We start from the raw sequence: 20642 nt of genomic DNA, 5'->3' as shown, positions 1-20642 counted from the left end.
AAAAGCAGGCAACCTAGGTTACCTGCTTCTCCAATTAGTCGATTATAAGATAATGGTTATTTAATTTATCATTATCTTAAGAACCAAATGCAACACTATTTAGCTTGGTCACCAAGCTTATAAGCTAAGACATAATCACCAATGGTTGTTCCAACTGAACCATGGCCACCTGCGACCAATACGACCATTTGCTCACCTTTAGAGTTCAAGTAAGTCATTGGCGTGGCTTGACCACCTGCTGGAATACGGACATTCCATAGTACGTCGCCATTTTTCAAGTCATAAGCTCGGAAGTTGTTTTCTGTCGCCGCTGACAAGAACGCGACACCGCCTTTGGTGATGATAGGTCCACCGATACCAGGTACGCCTAGCTCCAGTTTGATAGGAATAGGAGACAGGTCTTGTACCGTACCATTTTTGCGTTGATAAGCAATATCACCTGTGGCTAGGTCAGCGCCAGCGATCGTGCCCCATGGTGGCTGCTGACATGGCACGCCTAGCGGTGACAAGAAGGGACCCAATTCTACTGCGTAATCTGCACCCTCATTGGCATTGACGCCTTGCTCGCCTTTATTGGTCTCTGCATCGCCCAACGTATCTCTAGGAATGAGTTTTGAGGTAAATGCCAAATATGTTGGCATACCGAACATCACGCCATTCTCAGGATCGACAGCGATACCGCCCCAGTTAAAGGTACCAAAGTTACCAGGATAGACCAAGCTACCATTGGTTGATGGTGGGGTATAGCGACCATCATAGTTGAGCTGATTGAACTCAATACGGCACATCATTTGATCAACGAGACTGGCACCCCACATGTCTTTTTCAGTCAGTGGTTCAGGCTCAAAGCTCAAGCCAGAATAAGGCTGAGTTGGCGCTGCGTGCTCTCCCGCTATGAGATAGCCTTGCGGTGCAGGACGCTCTTTAATCGGTACAATGGGCTCACCCGTTGCGCGGTTCAAGACGTATACATCGCCTTGTTTGGTTGGTACAACTAATGCAGGCTGTACACCATCGGCCGTATCTAGATCAAGTAAGGTTGGCTGAGCAGGCGTGTCCATGTCCCAAAGGTCATGATGGACAAACTGCTGAACCCAGCGTGCTTCACCAGTCTCGATATCTAGAGCGACAACAGACGTTGCGTACTTTTCTTCAGCGGCATTTCGGTAGCTACCTAGCTGATCTGGCGTACGGTTACCCATAGGGAAGTATGCCAATCCAAGCTCTTCATCGGCAGTAGCGACTGACCATGAATTCGGTGAGCTGGTCTTGTAAGTTTGGGTTGGATCATTGACATCGAAAGGCGCTGTATTATCAGGATCGCCTGAGTCCCAGTTCCAAAGAAGCTCACCAGTATTGACATCATACGCACGGATCACACCAGAAGGCGAGTTGACGTCATAGTTATCATTGACAGCACCAGCGACGATGATGGTATCACCCGCGATAACTGGTGGTGACGTAGAATAATAGTAACCTGCTTGATTGAACGGCATGTTATGCATCAAGTCTAATGCACCATCATCCCCAAAGTCTTGGCAGCGTTGCCCAGTATTTGGATCGAGTGCATATAGTTTCGCATCAGAAGTTGGAATAAATATCTTGGCATCACATTGCTTAGATGCGTTTTCAAAGGTATTACCAGCAATTTTTTGTACTTGCACAGGACTAGTGGCTTGACCCGCATAATAAGACACACCGCGACAAGTCTGATGCTGGCGTTGTAAGTTTTCCTCTACTTGAGGATCAAACTTCCATAGTGTCTCACCAGAGTCGGCATCTAGCGCTAGTACCCAGTTATGAGGGGTACATAGGTATAAGCCATTGCCGATTTTTAATGGTGTTGCCTGGTAAGTGGTCTCGCCGACATCGTCAGGACCTTTGACATCACCTGTTTGGATTTGCCAAGCCAATTCTAAATCTTTGACGTTATCGGTATTGATTTTATCTAGAGGCGAGTAGCGCTGACCATAATCAGTACGACCATACGCACTCCACTCACCATCTGGCGTTTGCTGACCGTTTGATAACGGATCACCAAGGTTGGCTGAGGTCTTATCTGAGCTGACGTTTTGCTCGTCATCATTTGCAGCAGTCAAGTCTAGCTCACCGAGTTTGTCAGTGGCATTGTTGGCTAAACTACCAAAAGAGAGCAGTGCACCTACGATTACGCTTACGAGTAGACCCCAATAATACAGAGGGCTTTTCTTAACATTGTTTGTAGTTGGTGTGCTATTTGAAGCTACTTGAGTTTTAGGCCCACGCATTTTGTTGGATACCCATGGCAGTAGCATGAGCAAACCAAATATAAGCGGGAAGCCAACTCGAGGTGCTAGCGCCCACCAATAGAACCCAGATTCCCAAAGTGCCCAAGCCATGGTTGCTACGATAAATAGCGCATATAACCCGTAAGCACTCCAGTGTTTTTTGAACAATAAAAAAGCTGTCGTTAGTATGATAACGCCAGCAATAAGGTAGTAAGGACTACCGCCTAAGGACAATAAATAAGCGCCGCCAATGAGTAGAGGGGCGGCAAAAATTGCCATAATGATCGCTACGAATTTTTCCATGAGCGGTATCACCTGTTTACAAAAGAGCAAGTTAATATGTATTGATATTTAGTCGATAGTCAATTTCATTCGACCAAATATCAATACAAGTGTGAATAATATATAAAAGAAACATTGAATAACGTTCTAGAACCTATTTTATCATCCACAGCTCAGTCTAGTAAGGGTGAGCAAGTCTGAGATACTTTATTTAACAAATGCTCATTAATTTGCAAATTGCTTTTGGCATAGCTCCATGAACGCACGACCATATTGGCGGATTTCTGCATCATCACGTACCGCCATCCAACTGGTAAAGCGGCCAAAATGATCGACGGGTATGGCCGTCAGGTTTTGATAATGGCTTGGCTCAAATGCCATTTCTGCGATGATACCAATACCTAAGCCCAGACCGACATAGGTGCTAATCACATCGGCATCGAGCGCCGCTAGTACGATATCTGGCTCTAATCCTGCTTCGTCGAACGTCTTGTCAATCGCGCCGCGTCCTGTAAAACCACCGTGATAAGTAACAATCGGATAGCTGGCAAGTGTGGGCAGGTCAATAGACTCTTGGCTAGCCAGTTCGTGATCACTCGGTACGATAACGCGATGCGTCCAGTCATAGTAACGGTAGCATCTAAGATAGTTATTATGTAGCAAGGACTCAGTGGCGATACCAATATCGGCTTGACCACGGATGACCATTTGAGCGATGGTCTCAGGATCTGCCTGTTGTAAAATCAAATTTACTTTAGGGAAACGATCTTTGAACTCTTTAACCACTTGCGGCAGTACATAACGCGCTTGTGTGTGAGTAGTGGCAATCGTCAACGTACCGATATTAGGATTATTAAAATCTAAACTGAGGTTTTCAATGGTACGGATTTCAGCAAAGATAGACTCGATATGCGGCATAAGCGCTGTGCCCATAGTGGTCAGTCCTGTCAGACGTTTGCCTTGGCGCACAAACACTTCCGTCTTTAACTGGTTTTCTAGTGCAGCAATATGCTTTGATAAGCTTGATTGACTGGTATGTAGCACGGTCGCCGCTTGGCTTAAGTTATAACCGTTAATCACCGTATGCCATACTGTTTCTAGCTGTTTGAGCTGAATCTGCAAATGCCGTTGGTTGACCACTACGTCGATTGCCATAACTTAATCCTATTGTATAAATATACAAACCTCGTCTGTATATGAAAGTAAAAATGTCTGAACATACAGTAACAAAGTAGTGTAAAACAAAGCTATTATTCTTGTATATAATAAATAGCTATCAATTTATGATAATTATGAATATAGAATTTGTATTTTGCAATGCTAAAAAATTATCCGTTCCGTAAACGCTGTCTAGTCAATGAAGCCATTTGACCTAACAATTCATAAAGAACGGTCATTATTAAGCATAAAAAACTAAGCATAAAAAAACAGCTACCTTCTAAAAGATAGCTGTTCGTTAGTTATAAAGTTATTTATTAATATTAGTTAGTCGATACTGACCAACTTCAAACTCAGCTTATTTTGCAATATCAAAGCGATCTGCATTCATGACCTTGTTCCAAGCACGGACGAAGTCACGAACGAATTTCTCTAAGTTATCATCTTGCGCGTATAGCTCAGCATAAGCACGTAATATAGAGTTAGAGCCAAATACCAAGTCTACACGGCTTGCTTGCCATTTGACGTTTCCTGTACCACGCTCACGTACTTCGTAGCTATTAGCAGTATTGTCGGCTGCTTTTACAGGGTGCCATGTGTAGTTCATGTCTGTTAAATTGACGAAAAAGTCGTTGGTAAGCACGCCAGCACGTTCAGTAAAGACGCCATGTTGGCTTTGACCATGGTTGGTATCAAGCACTCGCATACCACCAAGCAATACGACCATCTCAGGTGCTGTCAATCCCATCAACTGCGTACGATCAAGTAGCATCTCTTCTGGTGATACCGCATAGTCGCCCTGAATCCAGTTACGATAGCCATCATGTAGTGGCTCTAAATCAGCGAAAGATTCAGCGTCAGTCATTTCAGCATCAGCATCGCCGCGACCTGGATTGAACGGTACAGTAATATCTACACCTGCATCGTTTGCTGCTTGTTCAATCGCAGCGTTACCAGCCAATACAATAAGGTCTGCTAAGCTAACGTCTTTATCAAAGCCAGACTGAATGCTGGTCAATGTCTCAAGTACACGTTGTAATTGTTCTGGCTCGTTGCCTGCCCAGTCTTTTTGTGGGGCTAAACGGATGCGTGCACCGTTGGCACCGCCGCGATAGTCCGAAGCGCGGAACGTACGAGCGCTATCCCATGCTGTAATGATCAACTCACGACGACTAAGGTCACTGTCTAAAATCTGTGCTTTTAGCGTTGCAATATCATCAGCAGTCAAGTCCGCGTTGCCTGTAGGAATAGGGTCTTGCCATACAAAGTCTTCGCTTGGTACATCGGCACCTAGGTAACGAGATTTCGGTCCCAAATCGCGGTGAGTCAGTTTGAACCATGCTCTAGCGAATACTTCATCAAAGTACTCTGGGTTGTTGTGGAATTTCTCAGAGATCTCACGATAGATAGGATCTTTAATCAACGCCATATCGGCATCAGTCATGATTGGGTTACGGCGTACACTTGGATCATGAGCATCTAACGGACGATCTTCCTCTTTGATGTCAGTTGGTTCCCACTGCCATGCACCCGCTGGACTTTTGGTCAGTGCCCATTCATGGTTGAACAACAAATCAAAGTACTCATAGTTCCACTCAGTTGGATTCGTAGTCCAGGCGCCCTCGATACCACTTGAAACTGTATCGCCTGCATTACCTGTGCCTTTAGGGTTGCGCCAGCCTAGGCCTTGCTCTTTGATATCAGCGCCTTCTGGTTCATCTTCTAGTATCGTCGCGTCACCATTACCGTGACACTTACCAACGGTATGTCCACCAGCGGTTAGAGCGACCGTCTCTTCATCGTTCATTGACATACGAGCAAAGGTAGTACGCATATCTTGAGCGGTTTTTAATGGGTCAGGGTTACCATCCACACCTTCTGGGTTGACATAAATCAAGCCCATTTGTACTGCTGCTAGTGGGTTTTCTAATGATTCGCGCTCTTCATCACTGTCGTAACGGTTTTTGGTAGCAGCTAGCCATTCGCGCTCAGAACCCCAATAGATGTCTTTTTCTGGATGCCAGATATCAGCACGACCACCAGCAAAACCTAGAGTTTTAAAGCCCATAGATTCATAAGCCATGTTACCTGCCAAAATCATCAAATCGGCCCAAGACAATTTATTACCGTATTTTTTCTTAATTGGCCACAATAGACGACGTGCTTTGTCCAAGTTGACGTTATCTGGCCAGCTGTTCAATGGCGCAAAACGTTGATTACCAGTATTAGAACCGCCGCGACCATCAGAACGACGATACGTACCAGCTGAATGCCATGCCATACGAATCATCAAACCACCATAGTGTCCCCAGTCAGCTGGCCACCATTCTTGCGACTCAGTCATTAGATTTTTTAAGTCAGTTTTGACTGCTTCTAAGTCCAGCTGCTTAAAAGCTTCAGCATAATCAAAGTCTTCACCCATTGGGTCAGTCTTTTTGTCTTGCTGATGCAATATGTCTAAGTTTAGAGCATTTGGCCACCAATCTGTCGCAGCAGAAGCAGTAGTAGTATGAGCTTGATGCATAACAGGGCAGCCACCCATGCTAGGACGCTGAGGCTCGTGCGAGTTATCAACGTTTTCGCTATGGATCGTTGGGCCTTGATCATCACCCTGATCATAGGTTGTGTTAGTAGGCGCATTATTGTTGCTTTCGTGATCTACAGGACAACGAGCAGAATCTGGTGCAGTGTTTTTGTCAGTGGTGTTATTGGTTGAGTCGGACATGGTATAACTCCTGGGTTGTGATAATCGAAAGAACAAACCGTGAATCTCGGTAGTCGTTGTTTATGTACAAAGCATAACTAAGCTGAGTGGATTTATAAAACTAATATATAAGAATTATAAGTTTTAAATTACCAATCGTAAAAGACTTGATGTTTTGTTTATCTCAATCGTTATTAACGCCTATGCTTATCACTGCCAGTTAAGAGTAAACCAATAGAGTGCACCTAACCAATCAAGCCTGCGTCATTTTTACTACTACCTTTATATTACCTATAAATAATGTCATTGTCAGACATCTTTCAAAACAGAAATGAGCAATAAAAAAGAGAGCTAAGATAACCTTGGTAAAACACTGCGATTTTTTGCGTTACTATTAAGAAATATAAGCAATTGCACATGGTCTGCAATCGCTAAGTTAATGCAAAAACATCTAGTCAAGATAAAGGTTCTCAAGTACCATAACTGGATTTTGTTGTAATGATAATATTGGTGCAACGTAGAGCAATTTTTATCGATCCTTTTGTCAATAACTGATTCTAAAGATTGATAAAAATTGTGCGCGGTTGTGTTCTTTGTCTGAATTGTTGGTGAGTTATTATGTCTGCTGTCAAATCTGTACCGCCCAATCAACCAATTGCCAAAAAGTCATGGGGCGAGGCCACAAAAGCTTATCTCGATCCTCGTGTCATTATTATGCTGTTTTTGGGGTTCTCAGCGGGTATACCCATTCTGCTGATTTTCTCAAGTCTATCGCTATGGCTGAGAGAAGCAGGTATTGATCGTAGTGTCGTCACTATGTTCAGCTGGGCGGCATTGGGGTATTCGTTCAAATTTATTTGGGCGCCATTGATTGATGCGCTCCCTGTGCCGTTTTTGACCAAGTGGCTAGGGCGTCGTCGTAGTTGGATGGTGGTATCACAGCTGCTTATCGTGCTGGCAATCTTTTTGATGGCAAGGGTAAACCCTGTTAGCGAAGATGTCTTGGTTTATATGGCAGGCGCGGCCGTGTTGCTTGGGTTCTCTTCTGCGACACAAGATATCGTGATTGATGCGTACCGTATTGAGCTTGCGCCGCCGTCTATGCAGTCTATTCTGTCCTCTATCTACGTGTCAGGCTACCGTATCGGTATGATTGTCGCAGGGGCAGGCGCGTTATATTTGGCTGATTATTTTGGCTCAAATGAGACGTTTTATAGTTATGAAGCATGGCGCAACACCTATTACATTATGGCAGGAGTCATGACCTTGGGGGTATTAACAACGTTTGCCAGTTATGAGCCAACCGCTGAAACCCTGCAAAGTAAAAAGCAAAAGGGTAACTTAAAAGTATTCCTGATTTATTCAGCGTTACTGCTTATCCCAGGCCTACTGTTTGGTGTTATTTACCTGATTAATATTTTGATCAATACAATATTTGATAGCACAGTGGCCTTGATACCACTAATGGTAATGCCAGCGATTAAATTTTACTTTTTAGCATTGGTCGCATGCGCGCCATTGTTACTACTGTACTTTATTATTAACCAACCAAAAATCATTAACAAAGCACCGTTGGTCGCTGAAACTCGTGAAGATTACGTCAGACTGGTAGCGTTGTTTGTATTTTCAGTGATTGCCTTTATCGCTGCTTATATATTGATGGGGCAAGTCTTACCCGAGTTCGAAGGCGCGTTCTCTAGTTTCTTTGTAGAAACCTTGCACTTATTAGTAAGCCTAGGCGCGGCGATGGCAGCAGGTTATGCACTGGTACAAGTAGGACTGGTGAAAAAAGAAGTGGCCATGGCAACATGGATCGAGCCTGTTTTAGACTTTTTCCGACGTTATGGCAAAAAAGCCCTGCTGCTATTGGCATTGATTGGTCTATACCGTATCTCAGATATCGTAGCAGGCGTGATCTCCAATGTCTTTTATCAAGACATGGGCTTTAGCAAAACTGATATCGCCAATGCTGTAAAACTGGTGGGTGTGATTATGGCAATTGCAGGCGGTTTTTTGGGCGGGATTTTGGCTCAGCGTTTCCGTATCATGCATGCCATGATGATTGGTGCGATCTTGGCGTGTGCGACCAACCTGTTGTTTGTGGTATTGACATATAACCCAGGTAGCTTGCCAATCATGTATATGGCAGTGATATTTGACAACTTGGCTGCGGGCCTTGCAAGTGCTGTATTCATCGCTTTCTTATCAGCACTGACATCGATTCGCTTTACTGCTGTACAGTATGCGATTTTTTCCTCATTGATGACCCTGATACCAAAAGTGATGGGTGGGTACTCAGGTGCTATCGTCGATAATATGGGTTATCCGTTTTTCTTTATCTTTACCTTTGCTATTGGTATTCCAATTCTGGCACTGATCTACTTTGTCGATAGACATATTGTCATTGGTGATAACGATGATATTTATGGCGATGACAATAATGATGGTAGCGATGGTAATGGAATAGGTGACAAACTAAGCAAAACCAACCCTAACCTGACCGATACCAAAGAGCCACCACGCGCATCAGAGTAGGCTAAGCAGTATTTTACCTTTATACATTCACTGTTTTTTAAGAGCTATCTATGACCATATCGACCATTCGTCAAATCAAGCAGCAGATTCAACAACTGACGAATGGTGAATCAAATAATCAGCTGCCGTCGTTTTGGCTAACGGATTGGTTGTTGCATGTCATTGATAAGCCTGCGATAGCGTTGATGACTGATGAAGATTACCAGCTAATTGATAGTGAGGTCGCACGGTTCAATGATGGTGTGGCAAAAATGCAGCAAGGCATACCGCTTGCGTATCTAACCGGACAGCAGGAGTTTTGGTCGCTTAGCTTTAAGGTAAACGAGCATACCTTGATTCCTCGGCCCGATACCGAGGTGCTGGTCGAGCAGGTGTTAAACTGGATAAACGCTCAGCCAGCGCAACTTAGTAATAAGCGATTGCTAGACTTGGGGACAGGGTCAGGTTGTATCGCTATCAGTCTTGCCCATGAACTTAAGAAAGCTAATTGGCAAGTCGTGGCAGTCGATTTATCGTCAGAGGCGCTTAAAGTTGCTCAGCACAATGCCGTGAGCAATAACGTTGCCAATATTGAGTTTGTCCAAAGCAGTTGGTATCAAGCGCTACCTACTGATAATGAACGGCAGTTTGACGTGATTGTGTCAAACCCTCCTTATATTGACGAGACAGACGAGCATTTGACGGGTCTAACAGCTGAACCGATTAGTGCGCTTAGTGCACCCAATCAGGGTTTGGCTGATATTGAGCATATCGTCCAACAAGCAACGACATATCTCTGTACAGGTGGATTATTGGCCATTGAACATGGCTACGATCAAGGTGATGCTGTTCGTCAGTTGTTTTTAGATAGTGGTTTTGAATCAGTACATACCGTAAAAGATTACGGTGGTAATGATCGAGTCACGCTAGGGCAAGTTCAATAGATAGTTTTTTGGTAGTAGATTTCTTTGATTATAGGTTGTAGATGAATATGGTAGAAGAGATGGTACAGCTATCGGATGATGAGCTGCTCCGTTATGCTCGGCAAGTATTATTAGACGGTTGGGATATGGATGCTCAGCTGCGATTAAAGACAGCACGTGTGGTCATAATAGGGGCAGGTGGCCTAGGCTGTCCTGCGTCTGAGACATTGGTGCGTGCTGGGGTGGGTCACGTTCATCTGATTGATGATGACGAGATTGAGGCGAGTAACTTGCAACGGCAAACGCTGTTTTTGCCAGAAGATGTTGGTCAGTCTAAAGCACTGACCGCAGCGCACATATTAGAGCGCATCAATCCCTTGATAAAGGCTCGCGGCACAGTCGCACGATTAGATGAAGACAACGCTTATGAATTGCTCGATATGGCAGCAGGCAAGCCTGACTTACTCTTAGACTGTACGGATAATTTTGCCACGCGCGACATCATCAATCGTATTAGTGTACGCTACCAAATCCCACTATTATCCGCCTCAGCGATTGCGATGCAAGGACAGCTAGCACTGTTTGAACCTCAGCTCGATACAGGTTGTTATCACTGCGTGTTCGGCTCAGTAGTACCTGATGAAGCCGCTGACGAACGTACGTGTGCCAATTCAGGAGTGCTAGCCAGTACCACTGCCATCATGGGTAACCTACAAGCCAATGCTGCACTGCAATACTTAGGATTAACCAAAAATCCACTGACAAACAAACTGCTCATATGGGATGGTAGTCAGATGCAGCAGCGACTAATGGGCTATCGAAAAGACCCGCAGTGTCCTGTCTGTAGCAGTCCTATAGTCAATCCTCTATAAATTGGATACAGTGTCAGGCTTGCTTAGTCTACGACTGGTAGTACTTTCGCTCGCCTTCCTTGTATCCAAATTATCTTTAACCGACTATAACTGAATAATCTTATTTTAACGCGTTTTTATATTGTATTGCCTATCTTCAAACCTCCTTCTTATTACCATAGTTGTTTTTTATGAAAATTCATCGTCCGCATTTATTAAAGCATACTTTTAATGTCATGAACCGTGTTCGCCAAACAGCGAGTGTGGCAGGTCTGTCTGCGCTAAGAGTGGCAAAAGGTGAGAAACCTGACGCGATGCTACTCAAAGAAACCTTTGAGCAGTTAGGCACAACTTATATCAAAATCGGTCAATTTATCGCCAGTACACCGTCATTGTTTCCACGTGATTATGTCAAGGCTTTTCAGAGCTGCTTGGATCAGACCACGCCATTGTCTTATGCTTATATCGAGCAAGTGCTAAAAGAGGAGCTGTCGACTGATGGCAGGACGCTTGATGATACGTTTGCGCATATTGACTCAGAGCCGCTAGCATCAGCTTCTATCGCTCAAGTGCATGCAGCACGGTTGCACAATGGTGATGAAGTGGTGCTGAAGGTACAAAAGCCTGGCGTCGAGACCATTATGCAGACCGACTTGGGTGTATTGCATGGCGTAACTAAGCTACTTGAAATACTAATGCCATCGATGAAGTTTGCGAGTATTGCACCGATTATTGATGAGATTCGTCTGCGTATGCTTGCCGAGACTGACTTTATCGCTGAAGCGCAGAACATCCGCGATTTCCAGCAGTTCTTAGCGGTATCAGGTAATACTCGTGTCGTTGCACCAACTGTCTATGAAGAGCTGACTACCAAGCGTGTGCTAACGATGAGCCGCCTATATGGCGTTTCTATGGTCGATGAGTCGCTCATGCGCCAATACTGTGCAGATCCTGCTCAAGTCATGGCAGACACTTTGAACACATGGTTTGCCAGTCTTATGTTATGCAATAGTTTCCATGCGGATTTACACGCTGGTAATTTGATGCTATTGACTGATGGTCGTATTGGATTTTTGGATTTTGGTATTGTCGGCAAGCTCAAAGCTGAGAGCTGGCGTGCATGTATGGGCATGATGCAAGCCATGCAAGACAGTGACTATCAAGCCATGGCGCGCCATATGATTGACATGGAAATGACGCATGGTGGCAATAAAGTCGATGTGGCTGCATTAGGGGATGACTTGCAACGGATGATGACAACCATCATGGCAGAAGATAAAACCTTTACCAGCGGTGTGCCGTTTAATAGTAAAGAACAAGCCGATGAGCTTAATAAAATGATGCTTGAGATTGTCGAAGTTGGTAAACGTCATGGCATCCATTTCCCACGCGACTTTGCTCTATTGACCAAACAGATGTTGTATTTTGATCGGTTTATGCGTACGCTAGCTCCAGATATGGATATGTTTAGCGATCAGCGGGTACAAATGCTAGGACAGGATACGGTAGAGACGCCAACGTTAGACGTATTATAGTTTTCGCTAATAAATTTATGCTGGCCTAATATATCTAATAACTTTTCTATTTCTGCGTTTATTTATTACTGCTTTTGACTGTCTAACACAAAGGATTGTGTGCTAATTACCACAAAAATGGCGCTGTCATGATGACTGCTTTTAAAAGCCGTATGGTCCCGACGATTACCAACGAAGCTGCCATTGCCTGTATCGGTATGTACTGCATGGCAGTCGTTATGGGTTATGGACGCTTTCTGTTTACCGCCACCTTACCTGATATTATGGTGCAATTGTCGCTATCAACGACGATTGCAGGCTGGCTGGCATCAATCAATTATATCGGTTACTTTATTGGCGCTCTTATAGCCATGTTTGTACCTCAGCGCTTGACATGGCAGACGATGACGCTGTGGGCGATTATTAGTGTTATTACAACGATGCTGCTTGTTGTGCCTGATATGTCGTTAACTCTATGGTATATCATTCGCTTAATCGCAGGCATTGCAAGTGGCGTAGCGATGATATTGAGCTCATCTTTCGTGATTCAAACCCTTAGCCCTGAGCGCCGTTCTGTATTATCAGCAGTCCACTATGCAGGTATTGGTGTCGGCATCAGCGCCTCTGCCATCGTAACGTGGTGGCTATTAAAATTAGGCTATCACTTCGATGTAATTTGGCTGGTCGCAGGTGTCACCAGTTTACCGCTTGTGTGGCTACTTTATACGATAAAGCCAAGACAAGTACAAGCTGTTGATTCACAGCAGATTGATGCCAAACAGCACGTGTCAGTGCACCAGACCTATTTAAACTTTAAACGCTCCTTATATGAAGCCATCTCTGGGCACCATAAAGCGCTTACTTTACTTTTCGTCAGCTACGTACTGGCAGGGTTTGGTTATATCAGTTCAGCAACTTTTTTGCCCGTCATGGCAGCGCAGCGTCTAACGACACAGACGTATGCTGGACTCATGATTTGGTTGGTCGTTGGTATTTTTGCGATGTTGTCAAACCCCCTATGGGGCGCGCTTGCTAAACGTATCGGTGAGATAAAAACCTTAATGGGGCTAACAGTATTGCAAGCATTTGGCATGTGCTTGCCGATATGGTTTGATGGTGCACTTGGATTGTATGGCAATGCTGCGATTTTAGGATTGACCTTCGTCGGTATGGTATCGATGACACTGACTTTATTTAAAAACATCAATCCTGCCTATTCTAATTTACTGATTGCTTTGGCAACGTTGGCTTATGCATTGGGTCAGTTTTTAGGACCCTTGGTAACAGTGGCACTGGCAGGGCAAGATAGTAATTTCAATGCAGGGTTACTTGTCGCTGCTATTGGATTAATGATTGGATTTGTACTATTGGTATGGTTTCGTCGACAGTCGCCAACGACCGCTTAGATCGTCTAAACCACACTACGACTAAATACTTCTCGTAATTCAAAACTGGTATGAACTTGGGCTACGCCTTCAATACGATTAAGGCGATGTAATAAAAATTCTTCGTAATGTGTCATATCACGTACCCTAACCTTAATCAGATAGTCTTCCGTGCGTCCTGTGACAATACTACAGCTAATGACTTCCTCAAAGCTTTGGACTTTGCGTTCAAACTGCTCGAAACGTTCTGCTGTATGTCGATCCATACTAATAGCGATAAACACGGCTAGCGGATAGCCAAGTTTTTGCGCATCGGTTTTGGTATGGTAGCCGGTGATAATGTTCGCATCTTCTAGGCGTTTGATACGACGTGCGCAAGGGGTGGCAGACAGGTTGACGCGTTCAGCAAGTTCAGTAATACTCATGCGCGCCTGCGTTTGCAATAAGCGCAGCAACTGTCTATCTGTCTCGTCTATATCTGCAGTCCCTATACTATCAATATGATTATCTGGCATTTCTTAAGCCTTAATAGTGAATTTATTCGATTATAATGTCTAAATTGTGTTTTTCCACTAAAATAACAGAAAATAAAGTAAAAGAAAGCAGGTTTCTCTCTGTTAAACTTTGATATTATTATGGTATGAACACTAGTTATCTCGTATGATAAATACTGATCTAATCAACAGCTAATCGCCTAGCTAAATATATAAACAACCATATCATCTAAGGATTGATTATGTCTGACCAAGCCACGCACACTGCAGCCACAGGGACTGCAAAGATTACACCAAAAAGTGCCGCTTTTGACTTCCGTAAATACCGTCCATTTGCATTTGCGCCATCGCTGCCAGATCGTACTTGGCCAAGCAAGACGATTGAGAAGTCACCGATATGGGCAAGTGTGGATCTGCGTGATGGTAACCAAGCACTGATTGATCCGATGACCATTGAACAAAAAATGCGTTTCTTTAAGACTTTAGTAGATGTTGGTTTTAAAGAGATTGAGATTGGTTTTCCGTCAGCGGCGCAGGTAGAGTTTGACTTTGCGCGTAAGCTTATCGAAGAAAACCACGTACCTGAAGATGTAACGCTACAAGTATTGGTACAAGCGCGCGAGCATTTGATTGCCCGTACTTTTGAATCATTAAAAGGTGCAAAACGTGCGGTTGTCCATGTCTATAACTCAACCAGCCGTGTACAACGCGAAAAAGTCTATGGCAAAGATAAAGCTGAAATCAAAGAGATTGCTATTGCAGGCGCTAAGCTATTACAAGAATATGCAGCAAAATACCCTGAGACAGATTGGGTATTTCAATACTCGCCAGAGAGTTTTAGCCAGACAGAAACTGAATATGCCGTAGAGGTTTGCGATGCAGTGTGTGACGTATGGCAACCACAGCAGGGTCAGGAAGTTATCTTTAACTTGCCAGCGACGGTCGAAGCATCTATGCCTAATGTCTTTGCTGATCAAGTAGAGTACTTCTGCCGTCATCTAGCGCAGCGTGAGCATGTTATTGTTAGCTTGCATACTCATAATGACCGTGGTTGTGCCGTAGCAGCAGCTGAGTTGGGTGTGCTTGCAGGTGCCGATCGTATCGAAGGCACATTGCTTGGTAACGGTGAGCGTACAGGTAACATGGATATCATGGTCATGGCCATGAACTTGTTTAGCCAAGGTATCGATCCTGAGCTTGATTTTAGCAATATGAGTGAAATCGTACAGGTGGTGAGCGAATGCAATAACTTACCATTGCACCCACGTCATCCTTATGTAGGCGAGTTGGTCTTTACGGCATTTAGTGGCTCACATCAAGATGCTATCAAAAAATCTCTCGACTACAATGAAAGCAATCAGAGCAAAACAGCCAATGTCTGGGACGTGGCTTATCTACCCATTGATCCTGCGCATATTGGCCGTAGCTACCAAGACGTGGTACGTATCAATAGCCAGTCAGGCAAAGGTGGCGTCGCATATATCTTGCAGCGTAACTACGGTTTTAATCTACCACGTTGGATGCAAATTGACTTTAGTCGTGTGGTACAAAAACAAGCTGAAGCGGCAGCACGCGAGCTGCAAAATGACGAAATCCTACAGACCTTTGAAGATACTTACTTGCAGCAGGGTAAGTTTGAACTACTAGACTATAGCGTCAACAATAAAGGCGGCGCGGTTTACTTTAGTGGTCAGGTGCAGATGAATAGCGATACCATTAATATTGATGGCACAGGTAACGGTCCATTATCATCGTTTATTGACGGACTTGCACAGCATACGGGCAAATCACTACACATTATTAACTATGCAGAGCACGCGATTAACCCGCATCATAACAGCGGTAATGGTATCGATGATGATACCAATAGTGATAACAAAACCAATGCCAACGCTGCTGCTTACATTCAGTTAAATGTTGATGGTGAAGTGTATTCAGGCATCGGTACTTGCAGCAGTACGGTGTCAGCCATGCTAAAAGGGGCGTTGTCAGCTTTTGCTCAAGCGCTAAATACAGAAGCTGCTTAGTGTTAAGTAGTCATTGATACCACGCAAAATTCTGTATGCTAATAACGCCATCGCTCCTTGTCTCTAGCAAGTAAAGCGATGGCGTTATTTTTTGCTATAAATACCTATGAAATTCCGACTATAGATTTATGAGCAATAGCATAATGTTACTTGTGTTTTTGGTGTCTAAGACTTACGCTAATGTGTATATTAAAATATTATAAATAAAAGGTTAATTATGGAACCTATCTCATTTGCTTCATTCACACTGGCATCTATTTTGGCTTCATTGCCTGCAAACGGTGAGGCTATTACCAAGCCGACCATCACCACTCATATTAGTCCAGCCATTGCTGGACAGTGGGAAATAGACTTGGACAGTAGCGCTCATTCTACTCAAGCCATGACGACCAAGGAAGCGGAAGCTAATCAGTCAGTATCAAATAGTGCGCAACAACCTAGCAGTGTAGAGCCTAAGGTGATGACGGGCATGGATGGCGGCGTACTGACTCAAAGTGAAGAGCGGGTTCTAAACATTCAACCAACGACTAGTAAGAACTTACTTGCGTCAGTTGGTCAGTCTAACCAGTGCCGCGAGCTATATAACTTTAGTGCGGATAATGAGATGTGGTCTGTTAGTGGCAAAGAGTGGACATACGGCCGCTATCTAGTCACTCACCGTGAAGAAGGGCTGCCAGTTATTGCGATCAAGACTGTTTATGATAATAATGAAGTGGATTGCTCAGGCAATCAGATCGACCAGACTGATGAAGCGTTAATTGCATTTATCAATCATGATGGCAACCAGATGCAATGGTGCGCTGACCCTGATGGTAACGAATGCTTTATGAACTTCAATAGAGTGTTGCCGTAATCAGATATGCTCGTTGTACTTTACGTATGATTGACAGCTTATTGATGACATAAAAAAACCGCTATATTGATAGCGGTTTTTTATGTGCTGTTTTAATTAAACTTAGCGAACTCTATAAGTATTTTAGCCTACGAGTCTTTTTTAGCTTTATTCGCAGTCAGCAGCTCTCTTTCGAGATAGTGAATATTTTGCGCTTCACGAGTAAAGTTATCATCCGCCAAAATCACATCACGATGTAAAGGAATATTGGTTTTGATACCTTCGATAATCAGCTCATCAAGGGCATGTACTGTCTTAGCAATGGCTTGCTGACGAGTTTGACCATGACAGATAAGCTTACCAATCAATGAATCGTAATAGGTCGGTATCTCATAGCCAGGGTATAGATGAGAGTCAAAGCGAATGCCAGAACCACTTGGCGTGAACAATTGACTGATAGTGCCTGGGCAAGGTACAAAAGTTGCTGCATCTTCGGCATTAATACGACATTCGATCGCATGACCTTGGATCTCAATCTCGCTTTGGCGATAAGACAGACCGTAACCAGCTGCGATTTTGAGCTGCTCGACCACAACATCAATACCAGTAATCATCTCAGTCACTGGATGCTCAACCTGTACACGAGTGTTCATTTCAATAAAGAAAAACTCGTTATTTTCAAACAAAAATTCAAACGTACCAGCACCGCGATACTTAACAAGCTCGCACGCTTTTACACACGCCTTTAAGATTGGCTCACGTACATCATCTGGGATGTCTGGGGCAGGTGCTTCTTCTAGAACTTTTTGATGGCGACGCTGCAATGAGCAATCACGATCATATAGATGGATAGCATTACCATTACCATCGCCTAGTACCTGTACTTCTACGTGGCGCGGGTTTTGCAGATAGCGCTCCATATAGACAGTGTCGTCACCGAACCAAAGCTCAGCTTCTTGTTTGGCCGCTTGTACCTGACCAATTAATTCGTCAAAGCGTTCAACCACACGCATACCGCGTCCACCGCCGCCAGAAGCCGCTTTAATCAATAGTGGGAAACCGATATTGCGGGCTTGCTCTTCAGCATTATGCAGGGTCACAGCGCCAACTGAACCAGGTACAGTTGGTACGCCAGCTTTTTTCATAGCGTTGATGGCAGAAACTTTGTTGCCCATAAGGCGAATATGATCAGCATTAGGACCAACGAAGGTCAATCCTGCTTCTTCTACTTGTTCAGCAAATTCAGCATTCTCAGACAAAAAGCCATAACCAGGATGGATAGCATCTGCACCAGTGATTTCAGCAGCAGTTAAGATGGTATTGATATCAAGGTAGCTTTGGTTAGCATTAGGCTTGCCAATACAAATTGCCTCATCAACAAAGCGCAAGTGCATCAAGTTGGCATCCGCAGTAGAGTAGACACCTACCGTTTCGATACCTAGCGCTTTACAAGCGCGGACGATGCGCAGGGCAATTTCACCTCTGTTGGCAATGAGCAATTTTTTTATCATGGGTTCATCCTTGTCGAAGCGTCAGTCATTGACTGAGTTTCGATACATAGCATCAGGTTGTTTAGCATTGACGCGGTATATATACCAAAAGTCAGCCATAATGAAATAAAGTATGGCAAATATCGTTACGCTTTGTAGCGTATGACAGGTTGACCGAACTGTACGACTTCAGAGTTATCTACCAAGATTTCGTCAACAATACCACTTTGAGTCGCTTCAAGCGGGTTCATGATTTTCATAGCTTCGATAATACCTAAAGTATCACCTGCCTGAACTTTTTGACCGACTTTCACAAATGGTGGGTCATTAGGGCTTGGTGCTGAATAGAAAACACCAACCATTGGTGAAGACTCAACGCTACCCGCTTTTTCTGCAGGTTTGCCTTCGACAGCGGCAGCAGGAGCAGCGCTCGCAGCTGGGGCAGCCATCATAGTTGGCGCAGGCGCGTCATAGTGACGAGTTAAGCTGATATGCTCGTCGTCAGAACTGATTTCTAAATTAACCAGTTCACTTTCTTCCATAAGGGCGATGAGGGTGCGTATTTTTTCAATATCCATAGTTTTTATCTGGCCTTGTACTAAATTCGAGAAATAGTGTAACTAAATATTGTCTAATTAATTGCTAATGATACCTAGATTCAGGGCAATGAGCAATCAATGTACAGTTGTTAACTGAGAATTTTTACATATTTTGACGTAAGCCATCTCTTTAGCAAGAAAATATCCACGATTTTTCATAGTCTGTATGATCAAATGACGCTAATAATGATTATAAAATTCAATCCATAAGCAATTGGCTTAACCCCATAGCACAGTTAAGCGTTTTTGCTGATAGCGTAGACGCAAAGTAAGTAAAATAGATGATAAGAACAAACCTGTAATCAACGCCATCCAAAACCCTTGTGCACCAACGTCAGTAAAACGCACTAGATAGACGCCAAGTGGTAGGGCAACTAACCAATAGCAGAAGAGCGTTACCCACATCGGTATGGTAGTGTCTTGCATGCCGCGCAATATACCAGCGACGTTAACCTGCCAGCCATCAAATAACTGATAGGCGAGTGCAAAGATAAGCAAATGCATAGACTGGGCTCTGACCTCTGGGTTATCCGTAAATGCTGCTGCCAGTTCTGGTCTGAATAGCCATATTCCAAGCATACAGGTCAAAGCGATCAATACGGTCCATACCAGTCCAGTAGCTTGCACTTGGCGCAGTGCTAATAGGTTTTTTTGGCCAAATCGATTGGAGACCATGATAGTGAGCGCCATGGCGACCGATATCGGTATCATAAATAGCTGTGAGGTCACTGACAGTGCCACTTGATGCGATGCTATTGCTAGCTCGCCCAATGGGCTAATGACGAGTGCGCCTAAGCTAAATAAACTGGCTTCAAAGAAAATAGAGATGCCAATAGGGATACCGAGTTTCAGCAGTTTTTTGATCTGTGTACGATTGGGGCTAGAGAAGCCATAAAAAAATCGCGTACTCACAAATTCGCGGCGCTTTGTAAAGCTAGTATAGGCTGCAAGCAATAGGACATTTATCCATAACACCAATGCTGTCGCCACCCCGCAGCCTGCACCGCCCATTTCTGGCATGCCAAATAACCCATGAATAAAGATATAGTTCAAAGGAATATCTGCAAGCAGGCCAATGATGCTAATGACAGTCACAGGTTCAGGGCGACCCAATGCCTCACAATAACTGCGTAGAACGGCATATACAGCGAGCGCTGGGAAACCAAATGAGACACCATGTAAATACTGTGTCGCTATCGGCTGAATGTTTTCTGGTACACCCATAATGCCAAGAACATTGGGAGCCAAATTGACAATGATAAAACCGATAATGCCAATGACACCTGCGGTCCATAAGGACTGCTGCGTGATATGCGGTACTTGCCCGTGTTGGTCTTGACCAATCGCTTCACCAATCAGAGGCGTGGTTGCGATAAGCACACCTGTGGCCAATAAAAACAGCGGCAGCCAAATACCAGAGCCAACGGCTACCGCAGCCAAATCAAGCGCCGAAACTTGACCTGCCATGATGGCATCGACCACGCCAAGTGCGGCTTGGCAAAACTGAGTAATTAAGATAGGGAGGGCAAGTACGCCTAGACGTAAGCTATAGCTTTTAAAATCTTTGAAAGACAATGGAAAAACCATGGTAAGCAACTTTTT

14 protein-coding genes are annotated in these 20642 nt (G+C 44.2%); 7 read left to right on the top strand and 7 right to left on the bottom strand.

Going from position 1 to position 20642, the window contains the following annotated elements; all coding sequences use genetic code 11:
* Positions 1–95: 95 nt before the first annotated feature.
* From JMX91_RS01125 to katG, 3 genes are all read right to left on the bottom strand, one after another.
* Positions 96–2570 (bottom strand): glucose/quinate/shikimate family membrane-bound PQQ-dependent dehydrogenase, encoded by a 2475-nt coding sequence (locus JMX91_RS01125; protein ID WP_201547314.1) that lies wholly within the window; start codon positions 2568–2570, stop codon positions 96–98.
* A 204-nt stretch (positions 2571–2774) separates the two neighbouring features.
* Positions 2775–3704 (bottom strand): LysR substrate-binding domain-containing protein, encoded by a 930-nt coding sequence (locus JMX91_RS01120; protein ID WP_057759664.1) that lies wholly within the window; start codon positions 3702–3704, stop codon positions 2775–2777.
* A gap of 361 nt (positions 3705–4065) precedes the next feature.
* Complete coding sequence (gene katG, locus JMX91_RS01115) at positions 4066–6249, bottom strand: catalase/peroxidase HPI (protein WP_201547466.1); 2184 nt, start codon at positions 6247–6249, stop codon at positions 4066–4068.
* A gap of 780 nt (positions 6250–7029) precedes the next feature.
* On the opposite strand from katG, the gene JMX91_RS01110 reads away from it, so the two are divergent.
* The 5 genes from JMX91_RS01110 (at position 7030) to JMX91_RS01090 (ending at position 13619) form a co-directional block, all read left to right on the top strand.
* Positions 7030–8946 carry an AmpG family muropeptide MFS transporter gene (locus tag JMX91_RS01110; protein WP_201547313.1) on the top strand — a complete coding sequence of 639 codons (1917 nt, stop codon included), beginning with the start codon at positions 7030–7032 and terminating at the stop codon, positions 8944–8946.
* A 50-nt stretch (positions 8947–8996) separates the two neighbouring features.
* The gene (prmC, locus tag JMX91_RS01105) at positions 8997–9869 is read left to right on the top strand and encodes a peptide chain release factor N(5)-glutamine methyltransferase (protein ID WP_201547312.1); all 873 of its coding nucleotides are present in this window, start codon (positions 8997–8999) and stop codon (positions 9867–9869) included.
* 47 nt (positions 9870–9916) lie between these two features.
* Positions 9917–10720 carry a HesA/MoeB/ThiF family protein gene (locus JMX91_RS01100; RefSeq protein WP_413786761.1) on the top strand — a complete coding sequence of 268 codons (804 nt, stop codon included), beginning with the start codon at positions 9917–9919 and terminating at the stop codon, positions 10718–10720.
* 170 nt (positions 10721–10890) lie between these two features.
* Positions 10891–12234, top strand: coding sequence for an ABC1 kinase family protein (locus tag JMX91_RS01095; RefSeq protein ID WP_201547310.1), 1344 nt, complete (start codon positions 10891–10893; stop codon positions 12232–12234).
* Positions 12235–12362: 128 nt separating this feature from the next.
* On the top strand, positions 12363–13619 hold the full coding sequence (locus JMX91_RS01090; protein ID WP_201547309.1) for a YbfB/YjiJ family MFS transporter: 1257 nt from the start codon (positions 12363–12365) through the stop codon (positions 13617–13619).
* A gap of 5 nt (positions 13620–13624) precedes the next feature.
* Here JMX91_RS01090 and JMX91_RS01085 read toward each other — a convergent pair whose 3' ends face one another.
* Complete coding sequence (locus JMX91_RS01085) at positions 13625–14113, bottom strand: Lrp/AsnC family transcriptional regulator (RefSeq protein WP_201547308.1); 489 nt, start codon at positions 14111–14113, stop codon at positions 13625–13627.
* A gap of 221 nt (positions 14114–14334) precedes the next feature.
* Between JMX91_RS01085 and leuA the strand changes: the two genes are divergently transcribed.
* Positions 14335–16119: a 2-isopropylmalate synthase gene (gene leuA / locus JMX91_RS01080; protein ID WP_201547307.1), complete on the top strand. Its 1785-nt coding sequence runs from the start codon at positions 14335–14337 to the stop codon at positions 16117–16119.
* Positions 16120–16336: 217 nt separating this feature from the next.
* Positions 16337–16972 carry a hypothetical protein gene (locus tag JMX91_RS01075; RefSeq protein ID WP_201547306.1) on the top strand — a complete coding sequence of 212 codons (636 nt, stop codon included), beginning with the start codon at positions 16337–16339 and terminating at the stop codon, positions 16970–16972.
* 128 nt (positions 16973–17100) lie between these two features.
* Here the strand turns inward: JMX91_RS01075 and accC are convergent, their stop codons facing one another.
* The 3 genes from accC to JMX91_RS01060 all read right to left on the bottom strand — a co-directional run bounded on the left by accC (position 17101) and on the right by JMX91_RS01060 (position 20627).
* The gene (accC, locus tag JMX91_RS01070; RefSeq protein WP_057759692.1) at positions 17101–18462 is read right to left on the bottom strand and encodes an acetyl-CoA carboxylase biotin carboxylase subunit; all 1362 of its coding nucleotides are present in this window, start codon (positions 18460–18462) and stop codon (positions 17101–17103) included.
* Positions 18463–18587: 125 nt separating this feature from the next.
* Positions 18588–19019 (bottom strand): acetyl-CoA carboxylase biotin carboxyl carrier protein, encoded by a 432-nt coding sequence (gene accB / locus JMX91_RS01065; RefSeq protein ID WP_102092842.1) that lies wholly within the window; start codon positions 19017–19019, stop codon positions 18588–18590.
* 240 nt (positions 19020–19259) lie between these two features.
* On the bottom strand, positions 19260–20627 hold the full coding sequence (locus JMX91_RS01060; RefSeq protein ID WP_201547305.1) for an MATE family efflux transporter: 1368 nt from the start codon (positions 20625–20627) through the stop codon (positions 19260–19262).
* Positions 20628–20642 lie beyond the last annotated feature (15 nt).

This window comes from Psychrobacter sp. Pi2-1 (assembly GCF_904846645.1).
GTDB lineage: Bacteria > Pseudomonadota > Gammaproteobacteria > Pseudomonadales > Moraxellaceae > Psychrobacter.
This window is presented reverse-complemented; position numbering and strand designations above follow the sequence as displayed.

Coding starts and splice junctions, on each gene's coding strand:
- JMX91_RS01125 (WP_201547314.1), bottom strand. CDS start 2,570: ATGGAAAAATTCGTAGCGATCATTATGGCAATTTTTGCCGCCCCTCTA.
- JMX91_RS01120 (WP_057759664.1), bottom strand. CDS start 3,704: ATGGCAATCGACGTAGTGGTCAACCAACGGCATTTGCAGATTCAGCTC.
- katG (WP_201547466.1), bottom strand. CDS start 6,249: ATGGGTGGCTGCCCTGTTATGCATCAAGCTCATACTACTACTGCTTCT.
- JMX91_RS01110 (WP_201547313.1), top strand. CDS start 7,030: ATGTCTGCTGTCAAATCTGTACCGCCCAATCAACCAATTGCCAAAAAG.
- prmC (WP_201547312.1), top strand. CDS start 8,997: ATGACCATATCGACCATTCGTCAAATCAAGCAGCAGATTCAACAACTG.
- JMX91_RS01100 (WP_413786761.1), top strand. CDS start 9,917: ATGGTAGAAGAGATGGTACAGCTATCGGATGATGAGCTGCTCCGTTAT.
- JMX91_RS01095 (WP_201547310.1), top strand. CDS start 10,891: ATGAAAATTCATCGTCCGCATTTATTAAAGCATACTTTTAATGTCATG.
- JMX91_RS01090 (WP_201547309.1), top strand. CDS start 12,363: ATGATGACTGCTTTTAAAAGCCGTATGGTCCCGACGATTACCAACGAA.
- JMX91_RS01085 (WP_201547308.1), bottom strand. CDS start 14,113: ATGCCAGATAATCATATTGATAGTATAGGGACTGCAGATATAGACGAG.
- leuA (WP_201547307.1), top strand. CDS start 14,335: ATGTCTGACCAAGCCACGCACACTGCAGCCACAGGGACTGCAAAGATT.
- JMX91_RS01075 (WP_201547306.1), top strand. CDS start 16,337: ATGGAACCTATCTCATTTGCTTCATTCACACTGGCATCTATTTTGGCT.
- accC (WP_057759692.1), bottom strand. CDS start 18,462: ATGATAAAAAAATTGCTCATTGCCAACAGAGGTGAAATTGCCCTGCGC.
- accB (WP_102092842.1), bottom strand. CDS start 19,019: ATGGATATTGAAAAAATACGCACCCTCATCGCCCTTATGGAAGAAAGT.
- JMX91_RS01060 (WP_201547305.1), bottom strand. CDS start 20,627: ATGGTTTTTCCATTGTCTTTCAAAGATTTTAAAAGCTATAGCTTACGT.